Here is an 18,603-nt window from a genome sequence, read left to right as displayed (position 1 = left end):
ATTCTTCTGTCGTGGTGATAATCAGCGCTGCTGGGCGGAGCCGATGCGCGAGAAATACTGGGCCAGGGCTTTCAGTTCGTCATCGGAATAGCCCTTGGCAATCCGCGGCATGACGGTGGCCCGGGTGGAGTCACTGTGCTTGAACTCCATCAACTGGTTTTCAAGCGCTGTGGCGGGCCGGTTGGCGATTGCCGGGATAACACCGGCCAGCTTGCCATCGGTGCCATGGCAGTTGGCGCAGGACGCGGCGAGCAGAGCGGTTTGCGCTGTATTGGCGTCGTCGTCAGCCAGCGCCGGCAAGGCCGGCAGCAGCAAGGCAAAGGTCAGAGCGAATCTTGTTTTCATGGAGTGGTCTGCCCGGATTAACTGGATGATAGAACAGCTAATTTACTGGGCCAGACCTTGAGTAGGCCAATAATATGGGGGTATATGATATTCGCTTTGGTTATTAGAATTCCTGGTTATTTCGGGTTCTTGGGAATAAGTCTCAACGTTGGCAGTCGCGTGATTGATAAATGATAATCAACTGCATATGATAAGGTGAATTGATAAGTTAAGGTTGCCCGGTAATGTCCTCTGGTACCCAGTCCCGCCCAAGAATCCTGATTGTTGAAGACGACCAGACCCTGAGCGATCAGCTATCAGGGCTGCTGACCAGCAAGGGGTATCAGGTTCAACAGTGCTTTGAGGGCGACCAGGCCCTGCTTGACGCGCTCAGCCTGCGGCTGGACCTGATCCTGCTGGATGTGTTGTTGCCCAGGATGAACGGGTTTGATGTCCTGGAGCGCCTGCGAAAGACCCGCCAGACGCCGGTCATGATGTTGACCGCCTGTGGCGCCGAGGAGGAGCGTATCCTGGGTTACCAACAGGGTGCGGACGATTATCTGCCCAAGCCGTTCAGCTTTACCGAATTGCTGCTCAGGATCGAAGCACTGCTCCGGCGCACCCTCAAGGCAGGCGACCAGCGTGCCGACCCCACGGAACTGGTGGTTGGTAATCTGACGCTCAATCGCGCAAGTCTGTCGGTGGTTTGCAACGGCGAGGCAATTTGCCTGACGCCCATCCAGTTTCGACTGCTTTGGATGCTGGTCCTGCACCAGTCGGAGACTCTCAGCAAACCCTACCTGTACCAGGTGGTGCTGGAAAAGGAGTTCAGCCGTTATGACCGGAGTCTGGATATGCATTTGAGCCGGGTGCGCCGCAAGCTGGTTGAGGCCGGCATGGCGGCTGACCGCCTGCAGACTGTCCATGGCCGGGGGTACTGTTTTCTGTGAGCCGAAAACTCTGGTGGCGCCTTTGCGGCACCCTGGCCCTGGGTACGCTGGTGCTGGTCTGGGTGATCTCCTTTCTGGGGGACACCACCGAGCAGCAGATGAGCTTTATCGCCAAGCACCATCAGGACACTCTGAAGCAATGGGGGCGAACGGCCGAGCGACTATACCTATCCGGCGATGAACAGGCGCTGGCAGACTGGCTGGAAAACCTTCAGGTACAGGAGGATACCTGGGCGGCGGTGGTGCGGTCGTCGGTGCAGCCGCTGGCTGGAAGTGAGTTGTCCGGGCAGTTTATGGAAGGCTTTCGTCTTGGCCGGAACGTAGAGTGGAAAATCCATCTCTACTTCGCGGACAACCCGATCATGGACATGACCTTTGCCGATGGCCACACCCATTTTCTGATTACCCTGCCGCAACGGATGCGCCCGGGCACCTACCTGCCGGAGATGAAGCTGTTCCTGAAAGTGGCCTTGCCGTTGGTGGTGCTGTTGGTGCTGTCGCTGGTCATTTACCGGCATGTGATGAATCCCATCCGTCAATTGGAACTGGCTACCCGTCAGTTCAGTGAAGGTAACCTGGGAACCCGGGTGCGTGCCCTGCTGGGTAATCGTAATGATGAACTCACCGCTCTGGCGGATACCTTTGACCGCATGGCGGAGCGTATTGGCGATCTGATCCTGTCCCAGCGCCGTCTGATTGCTGACCTCTCTCACGAGTTACGAACCCCGTTGACCCGGATCGATATGGCCGTCAGTTGCGTTGAGGAAGGCATTGATACTCACCATTTCCTGCCGCGTATCCGGCGGGAGTGTGATCTGATGCGGGCGTTGGTGGAAGATACCCTGACGCTGGCCTGGCTCGAGAACGAACAGCCGGACCTGGGCAACGAAGACCTGAACCTGACCGACCTTGTGGACACCATCGTTGAGGATGCCCGTTACGAGAACCCCAGCCGCAGGATTGTGGCCGAATTGCCCGATCAGGCCATGCTGGCGGGGAGCAGTCACCGGGCCATAGCCCAGGCGGTTGAGAATGTTGTGCGTAATGCCTGTCACTACACCCCGGCGGAGGGCTGTATCCGGATCGTGCTGGAGCCCCAGGACAACGGATACCGGCTGTCGGTCAGCGACCAGGGGCCGGGCGTGCCGGCCGAGCAGCTTGATCTGATCTTCAAGCCATTCTTTCGGGCCTCCCGCACCGGTCAGTCCGGGCCAGGCGGGCATGGACTGGGGCTATCCCTGGCTCGTCGTCAGGTTGAGGCCATTGGTGGCTGGATTCAGGCCCGGAATCGGCCCGGCCGGGGACTTCAAATGGATCTGTGGTTTCCCGCGTCACGTTTGTAACAAATGTAAAAGTCGTTCACTTCCTCGATTTTCTAATCGAGAATGCGCCCCAAATAGGAATCATTTTCAGTATTGGAGCGCAGTACCCATGGCAAATCTAGGAACTGAATCCCGAGTGGGTGGTTTTCGTCGCAACGCCTTGTGGCTTGCCCTGGCCGCATCCCCCCTGGCCCATGCAGACCCGGTGTCCCTTGAGCCGATACAGGTGACCGCTGAGCGGGAAGCTGCCAGCGATATCGTCATTGACCGGCAGAACCTGGATCGTTACCAGGCGGATGATCTGAACGACGTGTTTGCCGGCCGCCCGGATGTCAATGTGGGTGGTTCGAACAGCATTGCCCAGAAAGTCTATGTGCGGGGCTTTGAAGATCCCCTGCTGAACGTGTCAGTGGATGGCGCCACCCAGGCCGGGGCGCTGTTTCATCACTCCGGCCGTCTGTCGGTGGAGCCTGAGCTGCTAAAGCAGGTTGAGGTCAACGCCGGGGCCGGTCGGGCCACGGATGGCGCCGGTGCCCTGGGTGGTTCAATCCGTTTCGTGACCCGGGATCCGGAAGACCTGTTGCGACCGGGAGAAAACGCTGGTGCCCTGGTCAAGCTGGGTTCTTTCTCCAACACCGACGGCTACAAGGCAAGCGGCACAGCCTTTGGCCGGCTGAGCGATAATTGGAGCACCCTGGTGTCTGTCAGCCAGAGTGATCACGAGCCCTTCAAGGATGGGAATGGTGAGCGTGTTGCCGGCAGCGATGCCCGTCAACAGCTTGGCTTTGCCAAACTGGTAGGCCAGTTGCCGGCCGATCAGACCCTGAAACTCAGTCACGAAGTCCGCACCGACAAGGGAGAACGGCCCCAGCGCCCACAGTGGATCGTCAGTGGTTTCAATCGCCTGTACGACCTTGATGGCCGCCGGGATACCACCACTCTGAATTATGGATTCGCACCCTCCGGCAATGCCCTGGTGGATCTGGAAGCAACCGTTTACCACACCGAGTCCGACATCGAGCAGAACGTTGAGGACCGCTGGGGTCGCTACTTCGGGTTCAGCAAGAACACCGGCGGCGACCTCCGCAATACCAGCCGTTTCGGTGAGCACAGCCTCACCTACGGTGTGGACTACCGGGAAGACAAGGTCAACGCCGGCTACGAGGACGACAAGAAAGCCGAACAGCAGACCGGTGAAGTGCTGGGTATCTACCTCCAGGGTGATGTATGGCTCACCAGCCGTCTGCTGTTCAGTGCCGGTGCCCGCTATGATGACTACCGGCTCAAGGACAACAATGACCAGCGCTTCAGTGAGGACGAGGTCAGTCCGAACGCCAACCTGGCCTGGGAGGTGGTCGACGGTTTGACGCTGAAGGCCGGCTATGCCGAGGCATTTCGTGGGCCCACCACCCAGGACTCCTTCAAACTGGAAGGCTCGGAAAACGATCCCGACCTGAAGGGGGAAAAGGCCCGTAATACCGAAGTCGGTTTCGATTACCGCTATGACCGCTTCCGCCTGTCTGCAGAGGTGTACCGTTCCGAGATCAAGGATGCGATTGCCGACCCGCTGCTGCCTTTCCGGGAGTCCATCTACAAGAACATTGGTGACCTGGAGTCTGATGGCTACCTGATTTCAACCGGTTACCAGTGGCAGGCGCTGTCCGCCGGGCTCAGTTTCCACAGCAACGATGCCGAAGTGGATGGTCAGCCGTTGACCGTTTACGAGCATAACCTGCTTGGCAACACCATGGGCGACACCTGGATTGCTGATCTGGCCTACCGCTGGGACCGCAACCTTGAGTTCGGCTGGCAGGGCCGGTTCGTCAAGGGTATTGATGGCCTGGAAACCTCTGTGGGTACCATCGACAAGCCCGGCTACGGCGTACACGACGTGTTTGTCCACTGGCTGCCCACCGGCAGTGAAAACCTGAGACTGACCCTCACGGTCAAGAACGTGGGTGACAAGCAGTACCTGGATCACGCCAGTAACGCCGATTACCAGCACATCGAAGACTACGAAGGCATTGTCGGTATGCCCGAACCCGGTCGTGATATTCGCCTTGGCCTGGCCATGCGGTTCTGAGGTTGCTGATGGCATTGTCACCGTTTGTCGCCGCCCTGCTGGGCGGCGTTCTTCTGATCCAGACTGGCGTGGTCCAGGCGGCGAGAACCGTCACGGACCTGGCCGACCGGCAGGTGTCCATCCCCGAGTCCGTGAACCGGGTGATACTGGGTGAGAGCCGCTATATACCGGCGCTGGCCATTCTGGACGGCGATGCAACGATGGATCGCCTGGCTGGCATATTGCCGGATTTTGAACAGACCGACCCTGGAGGTTATGCCCAGTACCTGAAACGCTTTCCCGCATTGGCGGAGGTGCCCAAGGTGGGGCATGCATCCGCCGACAGTTTCAGTCTGGAATCGGTGCTGGCCATCGGGGCCGACCTGGCCATCTTCAGCCTGGAGGGCCATGGTCCCGGCGCCCACAACAGGGCGTTGATTGAGCGCCTTGAGCGGGCTGGCGTGGCGGTCGTGTTTGTCGATTTCCGACAGCAGCCCCTGGTCAATACACCCCGAAGTATGGCACTGCTGGGAGATGTGCTTGGCCGAGAGCAGGAGGCGCAGAGGTTCAACCGTTTCTACCGGGAGGAGCTTGCACGGGTCAGTGAGGTGGTATCTGACATCCCTCTGGACAACCGGCCCAGGGTGTTTCTCCACAGCCGGTTAGGCCTGCATGACAGCTGCTGCGAAACCATGGTCCGGGGAATGATGGGGCGCTTCATTGACGCCGCGGGCGGGCGCAATGTGGCGGCAGACCGGGTGCCCGGAGTTTCCGGTGTGATGAATCTGGAGTATCTGCTCAGTGACCCTCCCGATCGCTATCTGGCCACGGCCATTGGTTCGCGCAAGTACCAGGTGTCCGATGCGGATCAGCCCTATGTGATGCTGGGGGCAGGTGTTGATGGGCCGATGGCCCGCGAGTCGTTCCGCCGAGCGACGGATCGGCCCGGGCTTCGGGCCCTGGAGCCAATCCGGGAGCAGCGGGCCATGGCGATCTGGCATCACTTCTATAACACACCGATGAACGTGGTAGCGGTTCAGGCGCTGGCTCGCTGGCTGCACCCGGAGGCGCTGTCTGAACTGGACCCGGAGCAAACCCTGGAAACCTTTTACCGGGAGTTTCAACCAGTGCCCCTGGATGGCCGTTACTGGATCACGCTTGGCGAGGAAACGCTATGACGTCGCCGAGTGCAGGCGCTGCCGCCAACCGGACAGGCACGCCGGCGGATGGCGGGCTGGCGAGCCAGTACCGCCGTTTTGTGTTCCGGCGGGTACTGTGTCTGGCCGGTCTGGTGACTGCGGCGGTGGCTGCTTTGCTGGTGGACATTGCCTCGGGGCCGGCCATGCTGGGTTTGCTGGACGTGATTCGCGGGCTGTTGAATCCTGAAAGCCTTAATGCCGGCACCCTGGTGATCATTCAGGACATCCGGCTGCCCTATGCGTTGATGGCGGTGGTGGTAGGCGCCTGCCTGGGCCTGGCCGGGGCCGAGATGCAGACCGTACTGAACAACCCCCTGGCCAGCCCGTTTACCCTGGGCGTCGGCGCGGCTGCCACCCTGGGGGCGTCGCTGGTTATCGCCTTCAATGTTTCGGTATTGGGGCTGGCGGCCCATGTGCTGTTGCCGCTGTCGGCCTTTGTGTTCGCTGCGGCCGCCTCGTTACTGATTCTGGTACTGTCACGTAGCCTGGGCGCTTCGGTGCATGCGGTGGTGCTGTTCGGTATTGCCCTGTTATTCGGTATCAACGCGGTGGTGGGACTGATCCAGTTCATGGCCGACGCCGAGTCGGTCCAGCAGATTGTATTCTGGACCATGGGCAGCCTGGCCAGGGCCAGTCTGGACAAAGTGGCTATCGTGGCCCTGGTGCTGGCGGTGTGCCTGCCGTTTTCACTTCGTAATGCCTGGGCCATGACCCTGCTGCGCAGTGGTGAAGAGCAGGCCCGCAGTCTGGGCATCCGGGTGGAGCGCATGCGCCTGGTGGTGCTGATGCGGGTGAGCCTGTTGACGGCGGCGGCCATGTGTTTCGTTGGGGAAATCGGTTTTATAGGCCTGGTGGCACCCCACATTGCCCGGTTGATGCTGGGGGAAGATCACCGTTTCCTGCTGCCGGGCAGCGCCCTGGCCGGGGCCGTCCTGCTGTCGTTGTCATCCATCGCCAGCAAGCTGCTGGTGCCGGGAGTGGTATTGCCGGTGGGGATTGTGACCGCCCTGGTAGGTATCCCGCTGTTTATCACGCTGATCATCGGCCGCAGCAGGAGGGCCGCGTTGTGACCCTGAAACTGCAATCCGTGACCGCCGGCTACCGGAACCGATCCGTCTTCACCGGACTTACCCTGCCCGAGATACCCGCGGGCTCACTGGTGGCCGTGGTTGGCCCTAATGCCGTGGGTAAGTCCACGCTGCTGAAATCCATTGCGGGCCTGCTGCCGATTGCCGGCACCATGACCTTTGCCGGGGAAAACCTGGCGGCGATTACCGCACACCAGCGCATTCGTCGTGTCGGCTACCTGCCCCAACCACTGCCCCAGGCCATTCCCCTGGTGGCCTACGAAACTGTGTTCAGCGCCTGCCGCTCTGCTCGCGGCGACTGGTCCCGGGAAGAGACCGAGCTGGCGATTGAAGAGATCTTCGACACCCTGGGTATCCGGCAACTGGCGCTTCGGCGCCTGTCGGAAATGTCTGGTGGTCAGCGCCAGATGGTAGGGCTGGCCCAGGTTCTGGTGCGCCAGACGCCATTGATGCTGCTGGACGAGCCCACCAGCGCTCTGGATCTGCACTGGCAGCTCAACGTGCTCAACGCAGTGCGTGACGCCACCAGCCGGACCGGCTCGATTGCCCTGGTGGCCAGCCATGATCTCAATCTGGCCCTGCGCTATTGCGACCAGGTTCTGGTGTTGTCTCCCGGCGGCCAGGCCGTGCTGGGCTCACCGGCACAGGTACTGACGCCGGAGCTGCTGGCCAAAACCTATGGTATCGAAGCCCGAATCGAACAGTGCTCTCGTGGACACCCCATCGTGCTGGCGGATCGTCCGCTATCCGCCAGTGTTAACTGACCCACTGATGTCGAGGAATCTGCCATGCCAACCATGAATGCCCAAGTGGCCACCACCGATCCCGGTCGCCTGATCAATCGCCTGTGCAAACACTTTCGCCACAAGATTGAGGCTGAGTGGACCGGGACCGATGGCAGGCTGACTTTCTCCATCGGTGAATGCCGGCTCGAAGCAGCAGACGGTAAGTTGCTTATGCGGTGCCAGTCACCCACCGAGACGGAGCTGGAGGAGCTGGGCCAGGTGGTAGCTTCCCACCTCATCCGCTTTGCCGGCGATGAGGTGGATGAGGTTCACTGGCAGGCCGCCAGCGACTGAGGTTGCTCGCCGGTTTCCGCAACCCGCAGCCTCAGCTGGCGAAGGTCGCTGGACAGCACCCGGTAGCTGTCCGGGCCGAACCACTCCAGGGAGATGTCCAGAGGGGCCGGGTTGGCCAGCGACTGTTGCCAGTTTGCCAGCGTGTCCAGCAGTGGGCGGTAGTCGCAGGCGCCCTCCAACACCGGCACCATACCTTGCCTTGAGCCTGCCGGTGAGTACACATTGGCCGGGGCAAACACGCCAAGCTGATCCCGCTGGTGGATATTCTTGAAGTGAAAATGCCTGACCCAGGGCGCCATCTGTTGCAGGGCAAGCTGTGGGTCCGCACCGGCCTCCCAGACATGCAGGACATCGAAGTTGATGCCCATGGCCGGATGGTCAATGTCTGCCAACATTGCCAGGGTAGAGTCAACCGTATCGGCGAGGGTGCCGGGGTGCGTTTCCACCACCAGGGTCAGGCCTTCGTCCGCGACGCAACGGGTGAGTGTCTGCAGGCGTCGGGTCAGCGCCTTGCGCTGCCCCCGGTCAAGCTCGGCGCTGCCTTGATCGCCGGCAAACGTTCGCACTTTGGGTGCCTGCCAGTGCCGGGCCAGTCGGCAGAGGTCGCGGGTGTAGCGGATGGCCTCCTGTTCACCTCCCTCCAGCGGCAGATAGTCGCTTACCATGGGAATGCCCAGTCCCTGGCTTTTCAGCCAGCGGCCATCCAGCCCGGGCTGCTGTAACAGATGCCGTGCATGCACGCCCCAGAGTTCAATGCCGTCGAAGCCGGTGGCCCCGGCCCAGGTGGCCAGTTCCGGTAACGACACCAACTGGTGGCGGAATGAGATGGTACACAGGTGGAAGCGGATCATGGCAATACCTCCAGGTCGGACGTCCGGGTGTCGGCGGTAGCGCCGGTGAGGTCGGGGTGTTGCTGCTGCCATTCCTGGAACAGCCCCTGCAGGCTGTCCTTGATGGCGAACTCCCGCTGATCCTGTTCGTCCAGCAGCTCTTCGACCCCAGCCAGCAGGGCAGGGTTGCCTGACATCACCAGTTTCAGCGCCCGGTACTGGATCTGGGTGTAGGTTTTCACCAGCCGGTCAATGTCCTCGCACAGGGCCTCGAACCACGGATCGCCCTCGGCGGTGCGGCCCTGATCCTCCAGCAGCCAGGCAAAGGCGTGCTCGTAGGCGTACTTGCGAATCGCCATCACCGGAATTTCCCGGAATGCCTGGGGCAGGTTTGCCAGTGGTTGCCTGGCGTCGGGCCCGATATGGGCGTGCAGAATCTGCCGTAAGGCATTGGTGAACGGGTTGGTGTCGGGTTTCATGCACTGGGCGAAGTAGGCGGCCACGGTCTCCGCCGGCGTATGCCGGATGTCCAGGCCGTCGAAACAGAAACCACCGGCAGCGGCCGGGGAACGCACCGAGTCCAGAATCCGGGATTTGGGCAGCACACCCTCCCAGCGAAAATCCGGGTCCGACATGAACCACTGCTCCGGATCGTCCGTGGCTTCCAGCATCACGTAGTGGGGAAACGGGTTCTGGTGAAACTTGTTCTCCCGTTCCGGCAACCGGTAAAGGTCCAGCATGACCATTACCTGACGATCGGCAGGGCGCGTTTCCACCAGTTCAATCAGCCGGTCTATGTTGGCCTCTTTCGATTGCTGGTGGTCGTACCAGGGCTCAATGGTGACGCCATACAGCAGCCGGTACCACTCCCGGAACTGGTCGTGGCGGGTATGGGGCGAGTGGTAAGACAGAACCTGCTCCTCACTGACCGAGAAGTCCGCATCCCAGACGCCAAAGTAGAACGGGCGGTGATCCACACCCGGTGTGCGTTTAATGATCTCGCAGACACAACTGACAAAACAATGCACTTTGATCACAGGGAAACCTCCGGGTTGCCTGTGGCGACCAATAGCGCTTCCAGGTCCTCAACGGTCTCGAGCTGATGGGTCAGCAGCGCTTCCTCCGGAACATGCAGGCCGTGCTCAAGTTCCAGGTGCACAATCAGTTGCAGCAGCATGATGGAATCAATCGCCAGGTCGGCGTTGAGGCGGGCCTTGGCCGAAAACACCGATAGCCGGGCGTCAGGTAGATGGTTTCGAATCACCGTTTCAATGGCGCTTCGGGTCGGGTTGGTTCTGTTCATGCCAGGACCTCCCGCTGACCCATGTCAGCGAGGGATTCGCTTAACAGCCGGCGGCTGACCTTGCCGTTCGGGAGCCGGCTGATGCTTTCCACCTGTTCGATCAGTGACGGCACCTGGTGAGGTGACAGTCGGTCGCGGCTCCATTGTCGAAGCTGGTCGGTGTCGATGTCTGAATCCGCCACGAAGCGCAGGCAAACCCGTTCACCGGCAAAGGCATCGGGTTGTTTGAACGCCACCGCCTCGCGAATCCCGGGGTAGCCAAGGAACACGTCTTCCACGGCGCCCGGGTAGACGTTAATGCCGGCGACATTGATGGTGTCATCGGTGCGGGCCAGGAAGTGCAGCTGGCCCCGGTGGTCGAAATAGCCCAGATCCTTACTGTGAATGCGCTGTCCGGTGGCTTTTACCGTGATCAGGATTTCATCCGGTTGCCCGGCGGAGGCACCGGCCTGCACCGACAGGTGAGGCAGCGGGTAGCCCAGCAGGCCCGGTTCGGTCACGTCTGCGCTCACAGCCACGCAGCCGGCTTCGGAGCATCCGTACTGCTGGCACAGCCGCAGGCACCGGTCCCGAAGCTGAGTCAGCACCGGCGCGGGCAAGGGGGCCCCGGAAAGCATGACAGCGTGCAGCATTTCCTGTTCCGGCAGCATCCGCATCAGCAGGCTAATCAGGGTGGGTGAGGCATAGAGCAGGTGCTCAGGCACCGCACGCAGCCGGGCGATAATGAATCGTGGGTTCAGATTGGTGACCACATGGGGTGCGATGCCCCGCTCCCGGGCAGCCAGTACGCCACAGATCAGACCGTAGGAGTGGGTGACCGGACAGGCGACCACCGGCGTTAAGGCCCGGGCCTCAGTAAAATGGGCGACATAGGCGGCCAGTTCCCGGTCTATGTCGCGCCAGGGCCGGGCGATGGTCTTGGCCTTACCCGTGGTGCCGGAGCTGAGCTGGATCAGCTCACCACCCTCGGCCGAAGCCGTCCGTGTCACCCCACCAAGGGTTTCCGGCGTTACCTCCTGCAGTTGCTCGCCGAACAGCAGGTAGCTGCAGCCGGTGTCCTCGGCCAGGGCTCTGGCAGCAGGGTAGGGCGTGCCGGGGTGAATGGGCAGTACGCTGGCGCCAAGGGGCTTCAGCCAGAGGCATAGGGCCAGCCAGTGGGCGGTGTCTTGCAGGCAGACCGCAAATCGGCAACCGGCCGGCGACTGGAACTCGGGCCGCTCCGCCAGGCCCCGGACAATATGATCACAGTCGGCCTGGCTGTAGGGTGTGTTGTCGACGTAAAACAAAGGTGCAGTCACGGTAACCTCTCGTGATGGTGATCGGTAGGGGGCATTGATGTGGAATCCGGACCCGAAGCCAGGGGGTTGGTTACCCGGAGGCAATGGCTTTGGTTGTCTGGCCGCAGCTTGCGGCACAGCAGGGATTCGGTCCGAAGTGTTGGCTGATCCCAGGCCAGCCCGTCCAAACGGGAGGTCAGATCCGGTTGTTGCCGTGCGTAATCGGTCAGGATCGTCCTGACCCGGTCCCAGAAGCGCGTTTCGTTAAATCCGTAGGCCTCATCCAGCAGCAGCGCCAACTCACTCAGATTGAAGATAAACAGGGTATCCATGACCAGTTCCCGCAGGGCTTCCGGGCCGCTCATACGGTAGTACTGGTCGTCTGGTGCCTGGTCATAGAGTGCCTGCCTGGTGCCGAAGTCCGGTTCAGGAGTGGTCGGGGGCAGGTAGTCCCGGGCGTATTCGACGCTGTCGTGGAAATCCCGAAGCATCAGCGCCCTGGGCCAGCCGTCACGCATCACCAGCAGACTGTTCTGGCCATGGGCCTCGAGGCCGACACCGTGGGCCGCCAGCATATGCCAGACTGGCAGGATGACGGCTTTGAGCGTGGCTTCCAGCCAGGGGCCCAGGCCGTAGTGCTCCACCCAGGGGTGGATGAACGGCATGCCGTCAGGTTGCCACTGGAACAGGGCGTTCAGGGGGATGGCCTGCTCACCGTCATTAAGCCGGGAGCGGATGCTGGCTCGCCAGATGGCGGCCAGTTCACCTTCAAGCCCTGCACTGCCTGAGCCCCGGTCACGCCCAGTGGTAATGCCCAGGCTGGCATACTCGGGCAGCAGGCGGAGAGGGTAGGTAGCGTCGAATTGCGAGTCGGCGGCCAAAATCGCCTCAAGCCAGCGGCTGATGACCGGCGCTGAAGGCACCGAGTGGGGTTCCAGGTGCCTGCGGGACGAGGTGTTATGGATGCCCAGCGGCAGTTTGATGCAGGCGTTCGCCGGCCGGCTGATGTTGAACAGGGACCGCAGTGACTGCCCCGGCCGGTAACGGTCTCCCAGAGGCCCCAGGCTTCTGATGCCCAGTGCGTCGAGCCGGGACGCCTGGGGCCCCTGGCAGAGTTGTTGCCATTGCCAGGGGTGGGTTGGCAAGGCACCACAGTGTTGCCAGTCAACGCCCGCCCGGTGGAACGCGGCCCGCAGCAGATAGGCCTGTTCCCGACCGAGTTCCGACTGCCAGAACGCCATATCCGGAGCCGGCAACTGCGAATCCAGATAGCGCCGGGGGACCGCCACCCAATGGAGACGGAACCCGGTGCTGGTTTCCGGGCTATAGCGCACCAGGTCATCGCCCTGAAATCCCAGCCGGCTCTTGTAACAGGGGTGGTAGGGGTGACCCTCGTGCAATGCACAGTCCAGCGCTTCGCCGTGCAGGCCCCGCCGTTCCCGTGGGCCTCGGGCCCGATACAGGGCGTCGAGTCTTTCGGTGTTTTCGATGGTGGCGACAAGTTCGTTTAACAGCGCTTGCTGTTGTGTGCTCGCGGCCGGTAACTGGCCGACCAGCCTCGCCAGCGACGTTGAGGTTGTTGGTTGTTCCTGCCCCAGGGTCAGGGTGTCCATATCCAGCCGAAGCCGGCCAAAGCCACGAACCCGAGCGCGGCAGCGCCCAGCCAGGCTGCCGATCCGGAACGACAGCCATTGCCAGCCGGAGCGGTTGTCATTGCATGGGCGGTAGGGGATCAAACGCTCAAACAGCAGCGCTTCCAGCAGTTGCCGGAGCACGCGCTGTGTTGGCGACTCGGTCAGGCCGATGACCGGGCTTAGTCCTGTCATCGGCGATGGTGTTTGCTCACGCAGCGCCATGATCTGCCCCGACAGCCTGCGCAGGAAAACTTGGCTGCGGTGCTGCGTGCGCCAGACCGCGAAGAGGGTTGGCGATACTGGTGTACACCGCCATTTCCAGCTCGGCATTCAGCTCATCAACATCGTGTACTCGAGTCAGCAGGTTGCCCTTGTACGGCAGGCGACTGTCCTCGAGCAGGAGATTGACCAGTGCCCGGGCCGGGCCATGGAGCCGGGTGCGTTCGCAGCGGAGAAACTGCCGGAACTGCCGGATCAACACCGATTCCGGAATCAGCCCGTCGAGGCCGAACCGGGCGATCACGGAGAACACCTGGTTGACGATCAGGTAGTAGCAGAAGCGGTCCCGGATCATGGCATCCCGGTAGAACAGTTCCGGGGTTTCCGACAGGTCCGGGCACTGCTCTGTCAGTTGTTTGCGAAACGTTTCCGAAAGGTAGTAACCCTGATTGTCCCGGTAGTAATAGCAGCGAGGATAGCCACCACCAATATCCAGCAGGCTGTTCTGCTGGTGCGCCTCCAGAGCAATGCCGTGGTCGTCATAAAGCCGGAGCGCCGGGCCAATCGCGCAGGCCAGATAGTGCTGGAACCAGTCCAGACTGACCGCGGCCATGCTTCGGCTCTCGTTCAAAGCCAGACCCTCGATCAGGTCCATCAACCGCGAATTTCGGCCGGGCATTGGATCCTGGGCCAGAGCGGCCATGCTGATCACACCCTGGTCCTGCCCCGGAGTGAAGGGATTGTTCCGGAAAATGACTTCAAAGCCGCTCTCGGCCTGCCCAGGCAGGGAAACCGTCAGATAGGCCGGGTCCTGCAGGATGCGGAAGCCGGGTTCAGACTCCGCGAACCCGGTTTGCCGGATCAGTCGGGACATCACCACACCCGCTTTCAGCTCGTGGGCCTTGTTGACCCGGAGCGAGTTGGTCACTTTCACCGGAATGGAAAACTTCAACATCCATTCTGCCTGTTCACTGTAAACCGTGCGCACGGAAGACGTGGCGGAGAACTCCGGCCCAAGAGTGCCGAGCGGATGTATCTGCCCCTGCTCGATGGCGACCAGCACCGACGGCTGCGCAAGTAACCACTGCGCTTGAAGTGGGTGTGCCGGAACCAGAGCATGGTTGTCTGGCAGGTTCAGGGAGGCATGGCCACTGTTCAACAGGGTTTCCGCCATGGTACTGGCGGGCAATGGACCGTCCGAGTCTTGTTCCACGTAGTCTTGATGGACCAGAAAATAATGAAGCCGGAATCGCCCGCCCAGCTCAGGAGCATAGGCCGTTTGTTGCCATTCCGACATGCCCTGGCGGCTTTTGGGGGTGGGGTGAGTGGCGTGGCCAAACAACAAAGACTGTTCTGAATCGATGAACCGGTTGGTCAAAAGCCGGGGATCGTGGCGGCGCTGTTCCAGGTAACGGGTCATCACCCCGTAGCTGTCTGTTAGCCGGTGCAGGAACTCCAGTTCCCGGAGTTTACGAAGCTCCGGGACCATACCGCCGGAAAGTGCATAGAGCTCGCGTACCAGAAGACACATAGCCTGGAACGGTTCGATGTCTGACCAGCAATGACGACCGTTTAGCCACTGGCGCACTTTGCCATAGCGGTGCCGGCCGACGGGGGAACGGTAAAGGATATCGACAGCAAGCCGGGCCCGCTGGGTGTTCAGGGGCAGTTCGCACACCCAAGAGCCGGAGAAACGGCTGCCGGGGTCGTGAAGGTGTTGGCTGGCGGCCAGCCAGTGGCCGGGATCAATTTCCTGAAGATAGCTATGCAGGAAGGCCTGAAAACTTGCCTGTTCGGCAATCGCCCGGGCAGACGGTCCCATGTCGACACTCCGATTCCAGAATTTGGAGTAAATCTAAATGAGAATCGAGTGCAGGTGAAATATTTTTACATTTTTTACATTTGGTTTGGAGCGTTGATCACTCGCTGCGGACGGAAGCGCAAAAACAGCGCCACGGCCAGCCCGAACGTGAGCCATTCGGCAAGGGGCAGTGCCACCAGCAGCGGCCACTGTGGCGCGAACTGGGCAATGCCTATCAGCAACAGCGCAGGAAGAATCAGGCTTCGGGAAAAGGCCACCAGGGCGGAGGGGACGGGTTTATGCATGGCGGTCAGGTAAACCGACAACAGCACGTTAATACCGTTGACCAGGAATAACGGCCAGAGGATGGTCAGGAACCGGTCGGCCAGTTCGGCGGTGGCGGGGTCTGCGGCGGTGTCGAGAAACAGCCGGACAACCTGGTTTCCGAACATCCAGACCGTGGCCACCAGCGCCAGTGCCAGGCTCAGGATGACGGTTGCCCCACAGCCCATAAAGCGACGGATACGCTCGGCGTTGCCGGCCCCCAGGTTGTGGCTGATCAGCACATGCATGGCATCTGAAATGCCGTAGAACACCATCAGGCTCAGGAAAATCAGATAGTTCACGACGGTGAAGGCGGCTACCCCGGCCACACCCTGAGTGGTCATCAGCAGCCAGTTGATCAGCAGCATGACCAGCCCCACCGACAGCTCGTTGATCCACTCCGAAACGCCATTGGCAAATGCCTGGGGCACTTCCCGCCAGTGTTTTTGATAAAGCCCGAAGCGCAGCTTGCGCTCCGGCTTGAGAAAATAACGGGCCAGAACGCCGAACTGCAGCACCTGGGCCAGGCCAGTTGCGATGGCGGCGCCACGCAAACCGTAATCCAGATAGCCCACCAACAGGGCGTCGAGCAGGATATTGGCGGCGGCCCCCGTTACCAGGGCCGTGGTTGCCAGCCCGGGAAAACCGTCCACCCGCACGAAGTAATACAACACCATGGTGACAAGCTGAGCCACCAGCACCCAGATGATCACCAGAAAATACTCGGACATCAGCGGGTAGATGTCCGGGGAGGCACCCAGCACTCGATAGATCGCATCGTGGAACAACAACCCCGCCAGGGCCCCGGTTATGGCGAGGGCCAGTGTGGCCATCAGGCACTTGCTGAAGATGGCAGACGCGGCTTCCGTTCTGCCTTCGCCCAGATACCGGCCAGCCCGAACTGTACCGCCAATGGCGAGGGCCAGGGCCATGCCAAACAGAAAGGTAAACCAGGGAATCAGCAGGTTCAGCGCCGCCAGCGCGTCGGCCCCGGCAAAGTTGCCAATAAAAATGCCATCAACAATGTTGGCGGTGGTCAGCGCCAACAGCCCCGCCACCGAGGGCAGGGCATAGCGGAAAAATACCGGCCAGAAGGGGCCGGTCAGTATCGGGTTGTCGGATTCCTTACCGGTATCTGCGTCCATCGTTAGCCTGCCCGTTACCTCAGTGAATCAGCCAAACAGCTCCTGCAGTTTGTCACCTGGATCTGGCGCTCGCATGAACGACTCGCCCACCAGGAACCCGTAGATGCCCCGGCTGGTCATGGCTTCCACGTCTGAACGGGTCATGATGCCGCTCTCGGTAATGGTCAGCCGGTCGGCACTGATACGCTGGTGCAGATTGAAGGTGGTGTCCAGCGACACTTCGAAGTTGTGCAGATTACGGTTATTGATGCCCACCAACGGTGTGCTCAGGGCCAGGGCATCGTCCAGCTCCTCGCCATCATGCACTTCCACCAGCACATCCAGCCCGATCTCATGGGCAATACCTTCCAGCTCCTGCATCTGGTCTTTGGTCAGGCAGGCGGCAATCAGCAGAATGCAGTCGGCGCCAATGGCCCGGCTTTCGTAAACCTGGTAGGGCGCCACCATGAAGTCCTTGCGGATCACCGGCAGGCTGCAAGCCGCGCGGGCCGCTTTCAGATAGTCCGCGTGGCCCTGGAAGAAATCCTTGTCAGTCAGCACTGACAAGCAGGCGGCACCGCCTTTCTCGTAGCTCTCGGCAATGCGTTCTGGTTCGAACGGATCGCGCAGGATGCCTTTACTGGGCGAGGCTTTCTTGATTTCGGCGATGACCGCCGGACGCTGCGCGTCGATGTGGGTGCGCAGGGCGTTGGCAAACCCACGTGCCGGAGCTTGGTCGCCCGCCATGGCTTTCAGGTCCGCAATCGAAACCTTGGGCTTACGTTCATCAATTTCCTCCCATTTCCGGTCAACGATTTTCCGGAGAATCGTGGGAGTTTTGTCCAAATGTCGTTCAGTCATTTCGTGCCTGCAAAATTGGGTGCTGGAGCCGATGATGGGGGCCTTTCCAAAACACGCCCACAAGTACGTCCCTGTAGGGCTTGGCTGTAGCCATCCATGGCTACAGACAGTTTTGGAAAGGCCCCCATCACCGGCTCTTCAAACTTGGCAACGGCCTTCAGGAGTTCATGGCCGTTAAAAACACTGTGAGAAATCAGCCAGCTCCGACATCTTGCCGGCAGCCAGGCCAGAACCCATCGCGTCCAGTGCCATATCGACCCCTTCTTTGGCGGTCCTGGCCAGGCCTGCCACATAAATGGCCGCGCCGGCGTTCAGGGCAATCATGTCCCGTGCTTTTTCAGTGGTTTCATCGTGGCTGCGGCCGAAGGCGGCGCGGATGAGTTTCAGCGACTCATCGGAAGAATCCACGTCCAGGCCGACCAGAGACTGGCTCTTGATGCCTAGATCCTCGGGCGTCAGCTCGTATTCGGTAATCTCGCCGTTTTTCAGCTCCGCCACATGAGTCGACGATGCTAGGCTGATTTCATCCAGGCCATCTTTGGAGTGCACCACCATGATGTGCTCCGCGCCCAGACGTTGGAGCACTTCGGCCATGGGCCGGCACAGCTCACGGGAAAATACGCCGATCAGCTGGCGGGTCACCCCAGCCGGGTTGGTCATCGGGCCGAGGATGTTAAAAATGGTGCGGCAGCCCAGTTCCCGGCGCGGGCCGATGGCGTGTTTCATTGCGCCGTGGTGAGCCGGGGCGAACATAAACCCTACGCCGATCTGTTCAACGCAGCGCGCCACTTCCTCGGGTTTCATGTTCAGGTTGATACCGGCTTTTTCGATCAGGTCGGCGCTGCCACTCTTGGAAGACACGCCCCGGTTGCCGTGCTTGGCGACGTAACCACCGGCGGCGGCGACAACGAAAGACGCCGCTGAGGACACGTTGAACAGGTTGGCGCCGTCGCCGCCGGTGCCGACGATGTCGACCAGTGGGCTGGCGTCGACGGTGACCTTGGTTGCAAGTTCGCGCATCACTTCGGTGGCGCCGGTGATTTCGTCGATGGTTTCGCTTTTCAGGCGCAGGCCCATCAGGAAGGCGCCGATCTGGGCGTCGGTGGCCTCGCCGTTCATCACAATGCGCATCACATCCTTCATCTCTTCCCGGGACAGGTCCAGGTTGGAGGCAATGCGGTTCAGGGCTTGTTTCATGTCCATGGG

Annotated in this window: 17 protein-coding genes; 7 read left to right on the top strand and 10 right to left on the bottom strand. The window is 61.0% G+C overall.

Going from position 1 to position 18,603, the window contains the following annotated elements; genetic code table 11:
• Positions 1-21 precede the first annotated feature (21 nt).
• On the bottom strand, positions 22-345 hold the full coding sequence (locus FIV08_RS17295; protein WP_152439240.1) for a c-type cytochrome: 324 nt from the start codon (positions 343-345) through the stop codon (positions 22-24).
• A gap of 224 nt (positions 346-569) precedes the next feature.
• Here FIV08_RS17295 and FIV08_RS17290 point away from each other — a divergent pair, with 224 nt between their 5' ends.
• The 7 genes from FIV08_RS17290 (at position 570) to FIV08_RS17260 (ending at position 8,024) form a co-directional block, all read left to right on the top strand.
• Complete coding sequence (locus FIV08_RS17290) at positions 570-1,274, top strand: response regulator transcription factor (RefSeq protein WP_106693949.1); 705 nt, start codon at positions 570-572, stop codon at positions 1,272-1,274.
• Complete coding sequence (locus FIV08_RS17285; protein WP_152439239.1) at positions 1,271-2,617, top strand: sensor histidine kinase; 1,347 nt, start codon at positions 1,271-1,273, stop codon at positions 2,615-2,617. The genes FIV08_RS17290 and FIV08_RS17285 overlap by 4 nt, the downstream gene beginning before the upstream one ends.
• A gap of 88 nt (positions 2,618-2,705) precedes the next feature.
• On the top strand, positions 2,706-4,679 hold the full coding sequence (locus FIV08_RS17280; RefSeq protein WP_152439238.1) for a TonB-dependent receptor domain-containing protein: 1,974 nt from the start codon (positions 2,706-2,708) through the stop codon (positions 4,677-4,679).
• A gap of 8 nt (positions 4,680-4,687) precedes the next feature.
• Positions 4,688-5,836: an ABC transporter substrate-binding protein gene (locus FIV08_RS17275; RefSeq protein ID WP_152439237.1), complete on the top strand. Its 1,149-nt coding sequence runs from the start codon at positions 4,688-4,690 to the stop codon at positions 5,834-5,836.
• A complete protein-coding gene (locus FIV08_RS17270) occupies positions 5,833-6,927 on the top strand; it encodes a FecCD family ABC transporter permease (RefSeq protein ID WP_152439236.1) in 1,095 nt (364 codons plus the stop codon). Before FIV08_RS17275 ends, FIV08_RS17270 begins: the two co-directional genes overlap by 4 nt.
• Positions 6,924-7,709 carry an ABC transporter ATP-binding protein gene (locus FIV08_RS17265; RefSeq protein WP_152439235.1) on the top strand — a complete coding sequence of 262 codons (786 nt, stop codon included), beginning with the start codon at positions 6,924-6,926 and terminating at the stop codon, positions 7,707-7,709. Before FIV08_RS17270 ends, FIV08_RS17265 begins: the two co-directional genes overlap by 4 nt.
• A gap of 24 nt (positions 7,710-7,733) precedes the next feature.
• Positions 7,734-8,024: a DUF2218 domain-containing protein gene (locus FIV08_RS17260; RefSeq protein ID WP_152439234.1), complete on the top strand. Its 291-nt coding sequence runs from the start codon at positions 7,734-7,736 to the stop codon at positions 8,022-8,024.
• Here the strand turns inward: FIV08_RS17260 and FIV08_RS17255 are convergent.
• From FIV08_RS17255 to trpD, 9 genes are all read right to left on the bottom strand, one after another.
• The gene (locus FIV08_RS17255; protein ID WP_152439233.1) at positions 8,000-8,875 is read right to left on the bottom strand and encodes a sugar phosphate isomerase/epimerase family protein; all 876 of its coding nucleotides are present in this window, start codon (positions 8,873-8,875) and stop codon (positions 8,000-8,002) included. The genes FIV08_RS17260 and FIV08_RS17255 overlap by 25 nt on opposite strands.
• A complete protein-coding gene (locus FIV08_RS17250) occupies positions 8,872-9,891 on the bottom strand; it encodes a DUF6005 family protein (protein ID WP_152439232.1) in 1,020 nt (339 codons plus the stop codon). Before FIV08_RS17250 ends, FIV08_RS17255 begins: the two co-directional genes overlap by 4 nt.
• Positions 9,888-10,157: a phosphopantetheine-binding protein gene (locus tag FIV08_RS17245; RefSeq protein WP_152439231.1), complete on the bottom strand. Its 270-nt coding sequence runs from the start codon at positions 10,155-10,157 to the stop codon at positions 9,888-9,890. Before FIV08_RS17245 ends, FIV08_RS17250 begins: the two co-directional genes overlap by 4 nt.
• A complete protein-coding gene (locus FIV08_RS17240; protein ID WP_152439230.1) occupies positions 10,154-11,455 on the bottom strand; it encodes an AMP-binding protein in 1,302 nt (433 codons plus the stop codon). The genes FIV08_RS17245 and FIV08_RS17240 overlap by 4 nt, the downstream gene beginning before the upstream one ends.
• On the bottom strand, positions 11,452-13,290 hold the full coding sequence (locus tag FIV08_RS17235) for an IucA/IucC family protein (protein ID WP_152439229.1): 1,839 nt from the start codon (positions 13,288-13,290) through the stop codon (positions 11,452-11,454). Before FIV08_RS17235 ends, FIV08_RS17240 begins: the two co-directional genes overlap by 4 nt.
• A complete protein-coding gene (locus FIV08_RS17230; RefSeq protein WP_152439228.1) occupies positions 13,277-15,109 on the bottom strand; it encodes an IucA/IucC family protein in 1,833 nt (610 codons plus the stop codon). Before FIV08_RS17230 ends, FIV08_RS17235 begins: the two co-directional genes overlap by 14 nt.
• Positions 15,110-15,183: 74 nt before the next feature.
• A complete protein-coding gene (locus FIV08_RS17225; protein WP_152439227.1) occupies positions 15,184-16,557 on the bottom strand; it encodes an MATE family efflux transporter in 1,374 nt (457 codons plus the stop codon).
• A gap of 27 nt (positions 16,558-16,584) precedes the next feature.
• On the bottom strand, positions 16,585-17,397 hold the full coding sequence (gene trpC, locus FIV08_RS17220; protein ID WP_152439226.1) for an indole-3-glycerol phosphate synthase TrpC: 813 nt from the start codon (positions 17,395-17,397) through the stop codon (positions 16,585-16,587).
• Positions 17,398-17,571: 174 nt separating this feature from the next.
• The gene (gene trpD / locus FIV08_RS17215; RefSeq protein ID WP_152439225.1) at positions 17,572-18,600 is read right to left on the bottom strand and encodes an anthranilate phosphoribosyltransferase; all 1,029 of its coding nucleotides are present in this window, start codon (positions 18,598-18,600) and stop codon (positions 17,572-17,574) included.
• Between the last annotated feature and the right edge of the window lie 3 nt (positions 18,601-18,603).

The organism is Marinobacter sp. THAF197a (assembly GCF_009363275.1).
GTDB lineage: Bacteria > Pseudomonadota > Gammaproteobacteria > Pseudomonadales > Oleiphilaceae > Marinobacter.
The sequence above is the reverse complement of the archived record's forward strand: the minus strand, read 5'-3'. Positions and strand labels throughout refer to the sequence as shown.

Coding starts and splice junctions, on each gene's coding strand:
- FIV08_RS17235 (WP_152439229.1), bottom strand. CDS start 13,290: ATGGCGCTGCGTGAGCAAACACCATCGCCGATGACAGGACTAAGCCCG.
- trpC (WP_152439226.1), bottom strand. CDS start 17,397: ATGACTGAACGACATTTGGACAAAACTCCCACGATTCTCCGGAAAATC.
- FIV08_RS17260 (WP_152439234.1), top strand. CDS start 7,734: ATGCCAACCATGAATGCCCAAGTGGCCACCACCGATCCCGGTCGCCTG.
- trpD (WP_152439225.1), bottom strand. CDS start 18,600: ATGGACATGAAACAAGCCCTGAACCGCATTGCCTCCAACCTGGACCTG.
- FIV08_RS17290 (WP_106693949.1), top strand. CDS start 570: ATGTCCTCTGGTACCCAGTCCCGCCCAAGAATCCTGATTGTTGAAGAC.
- FIV08_RS17275 (WP_152439237.1), top strand. CDS start 4,688: ATGGCATTGTCACCGTTTGTCGCCGCCCTGCTGGGCGGCGTTCTTCTG.
- FIV08_RS17225 (WP_152439227.1), bottom strand. CDS start 16,557: ATGGACGCAGATACCGGTAAGGAATCCGACAACCCGATACTGACCGGC.
- FIV08_RS17270 (WP_152439236.1), top strand. CDS start 5,833: ATGACGTCGCCGAGTGCAGGCGCTGCCGCCAACCGGACAGGCACGCCG.
- FIV08_RS17230 (WP_152439228.1), bottom strand. CDS start 15,109: ATGGGACCGTCTGCCCGGGCGATTGCCGAACAGGCAAGTTTTCAGGCC.
- FIV08_RS17255 (WP_152439233.1), bottom strand. CDS start 8,875: ATGATCCGCTTCCACCTGTGTACCATCTCATTCCGCCACCAGTTGGTG.
- FIV08_RS17245 (WP_152439231.1), bottom strand. CDS start 10,157: ATGAACAGAACCAACCCGACCCGAAGCGCCATTGAAACGGTGATTCGA.
- FIV08_RS17295 (WP_152439240.1), bottom strand. CDS start 345: ATGAAAACAAGATTCGCTCTGACCTTTGCCTTGCTGCTGCCGGCCTTG.
- FIV08_RS17280 (WP_152439238.1), top strand. CDS start 2,706: ATGGCAAATCTAGGAACTGAATCCCGAGTGGGTGGTTTTCGTCGCAAC.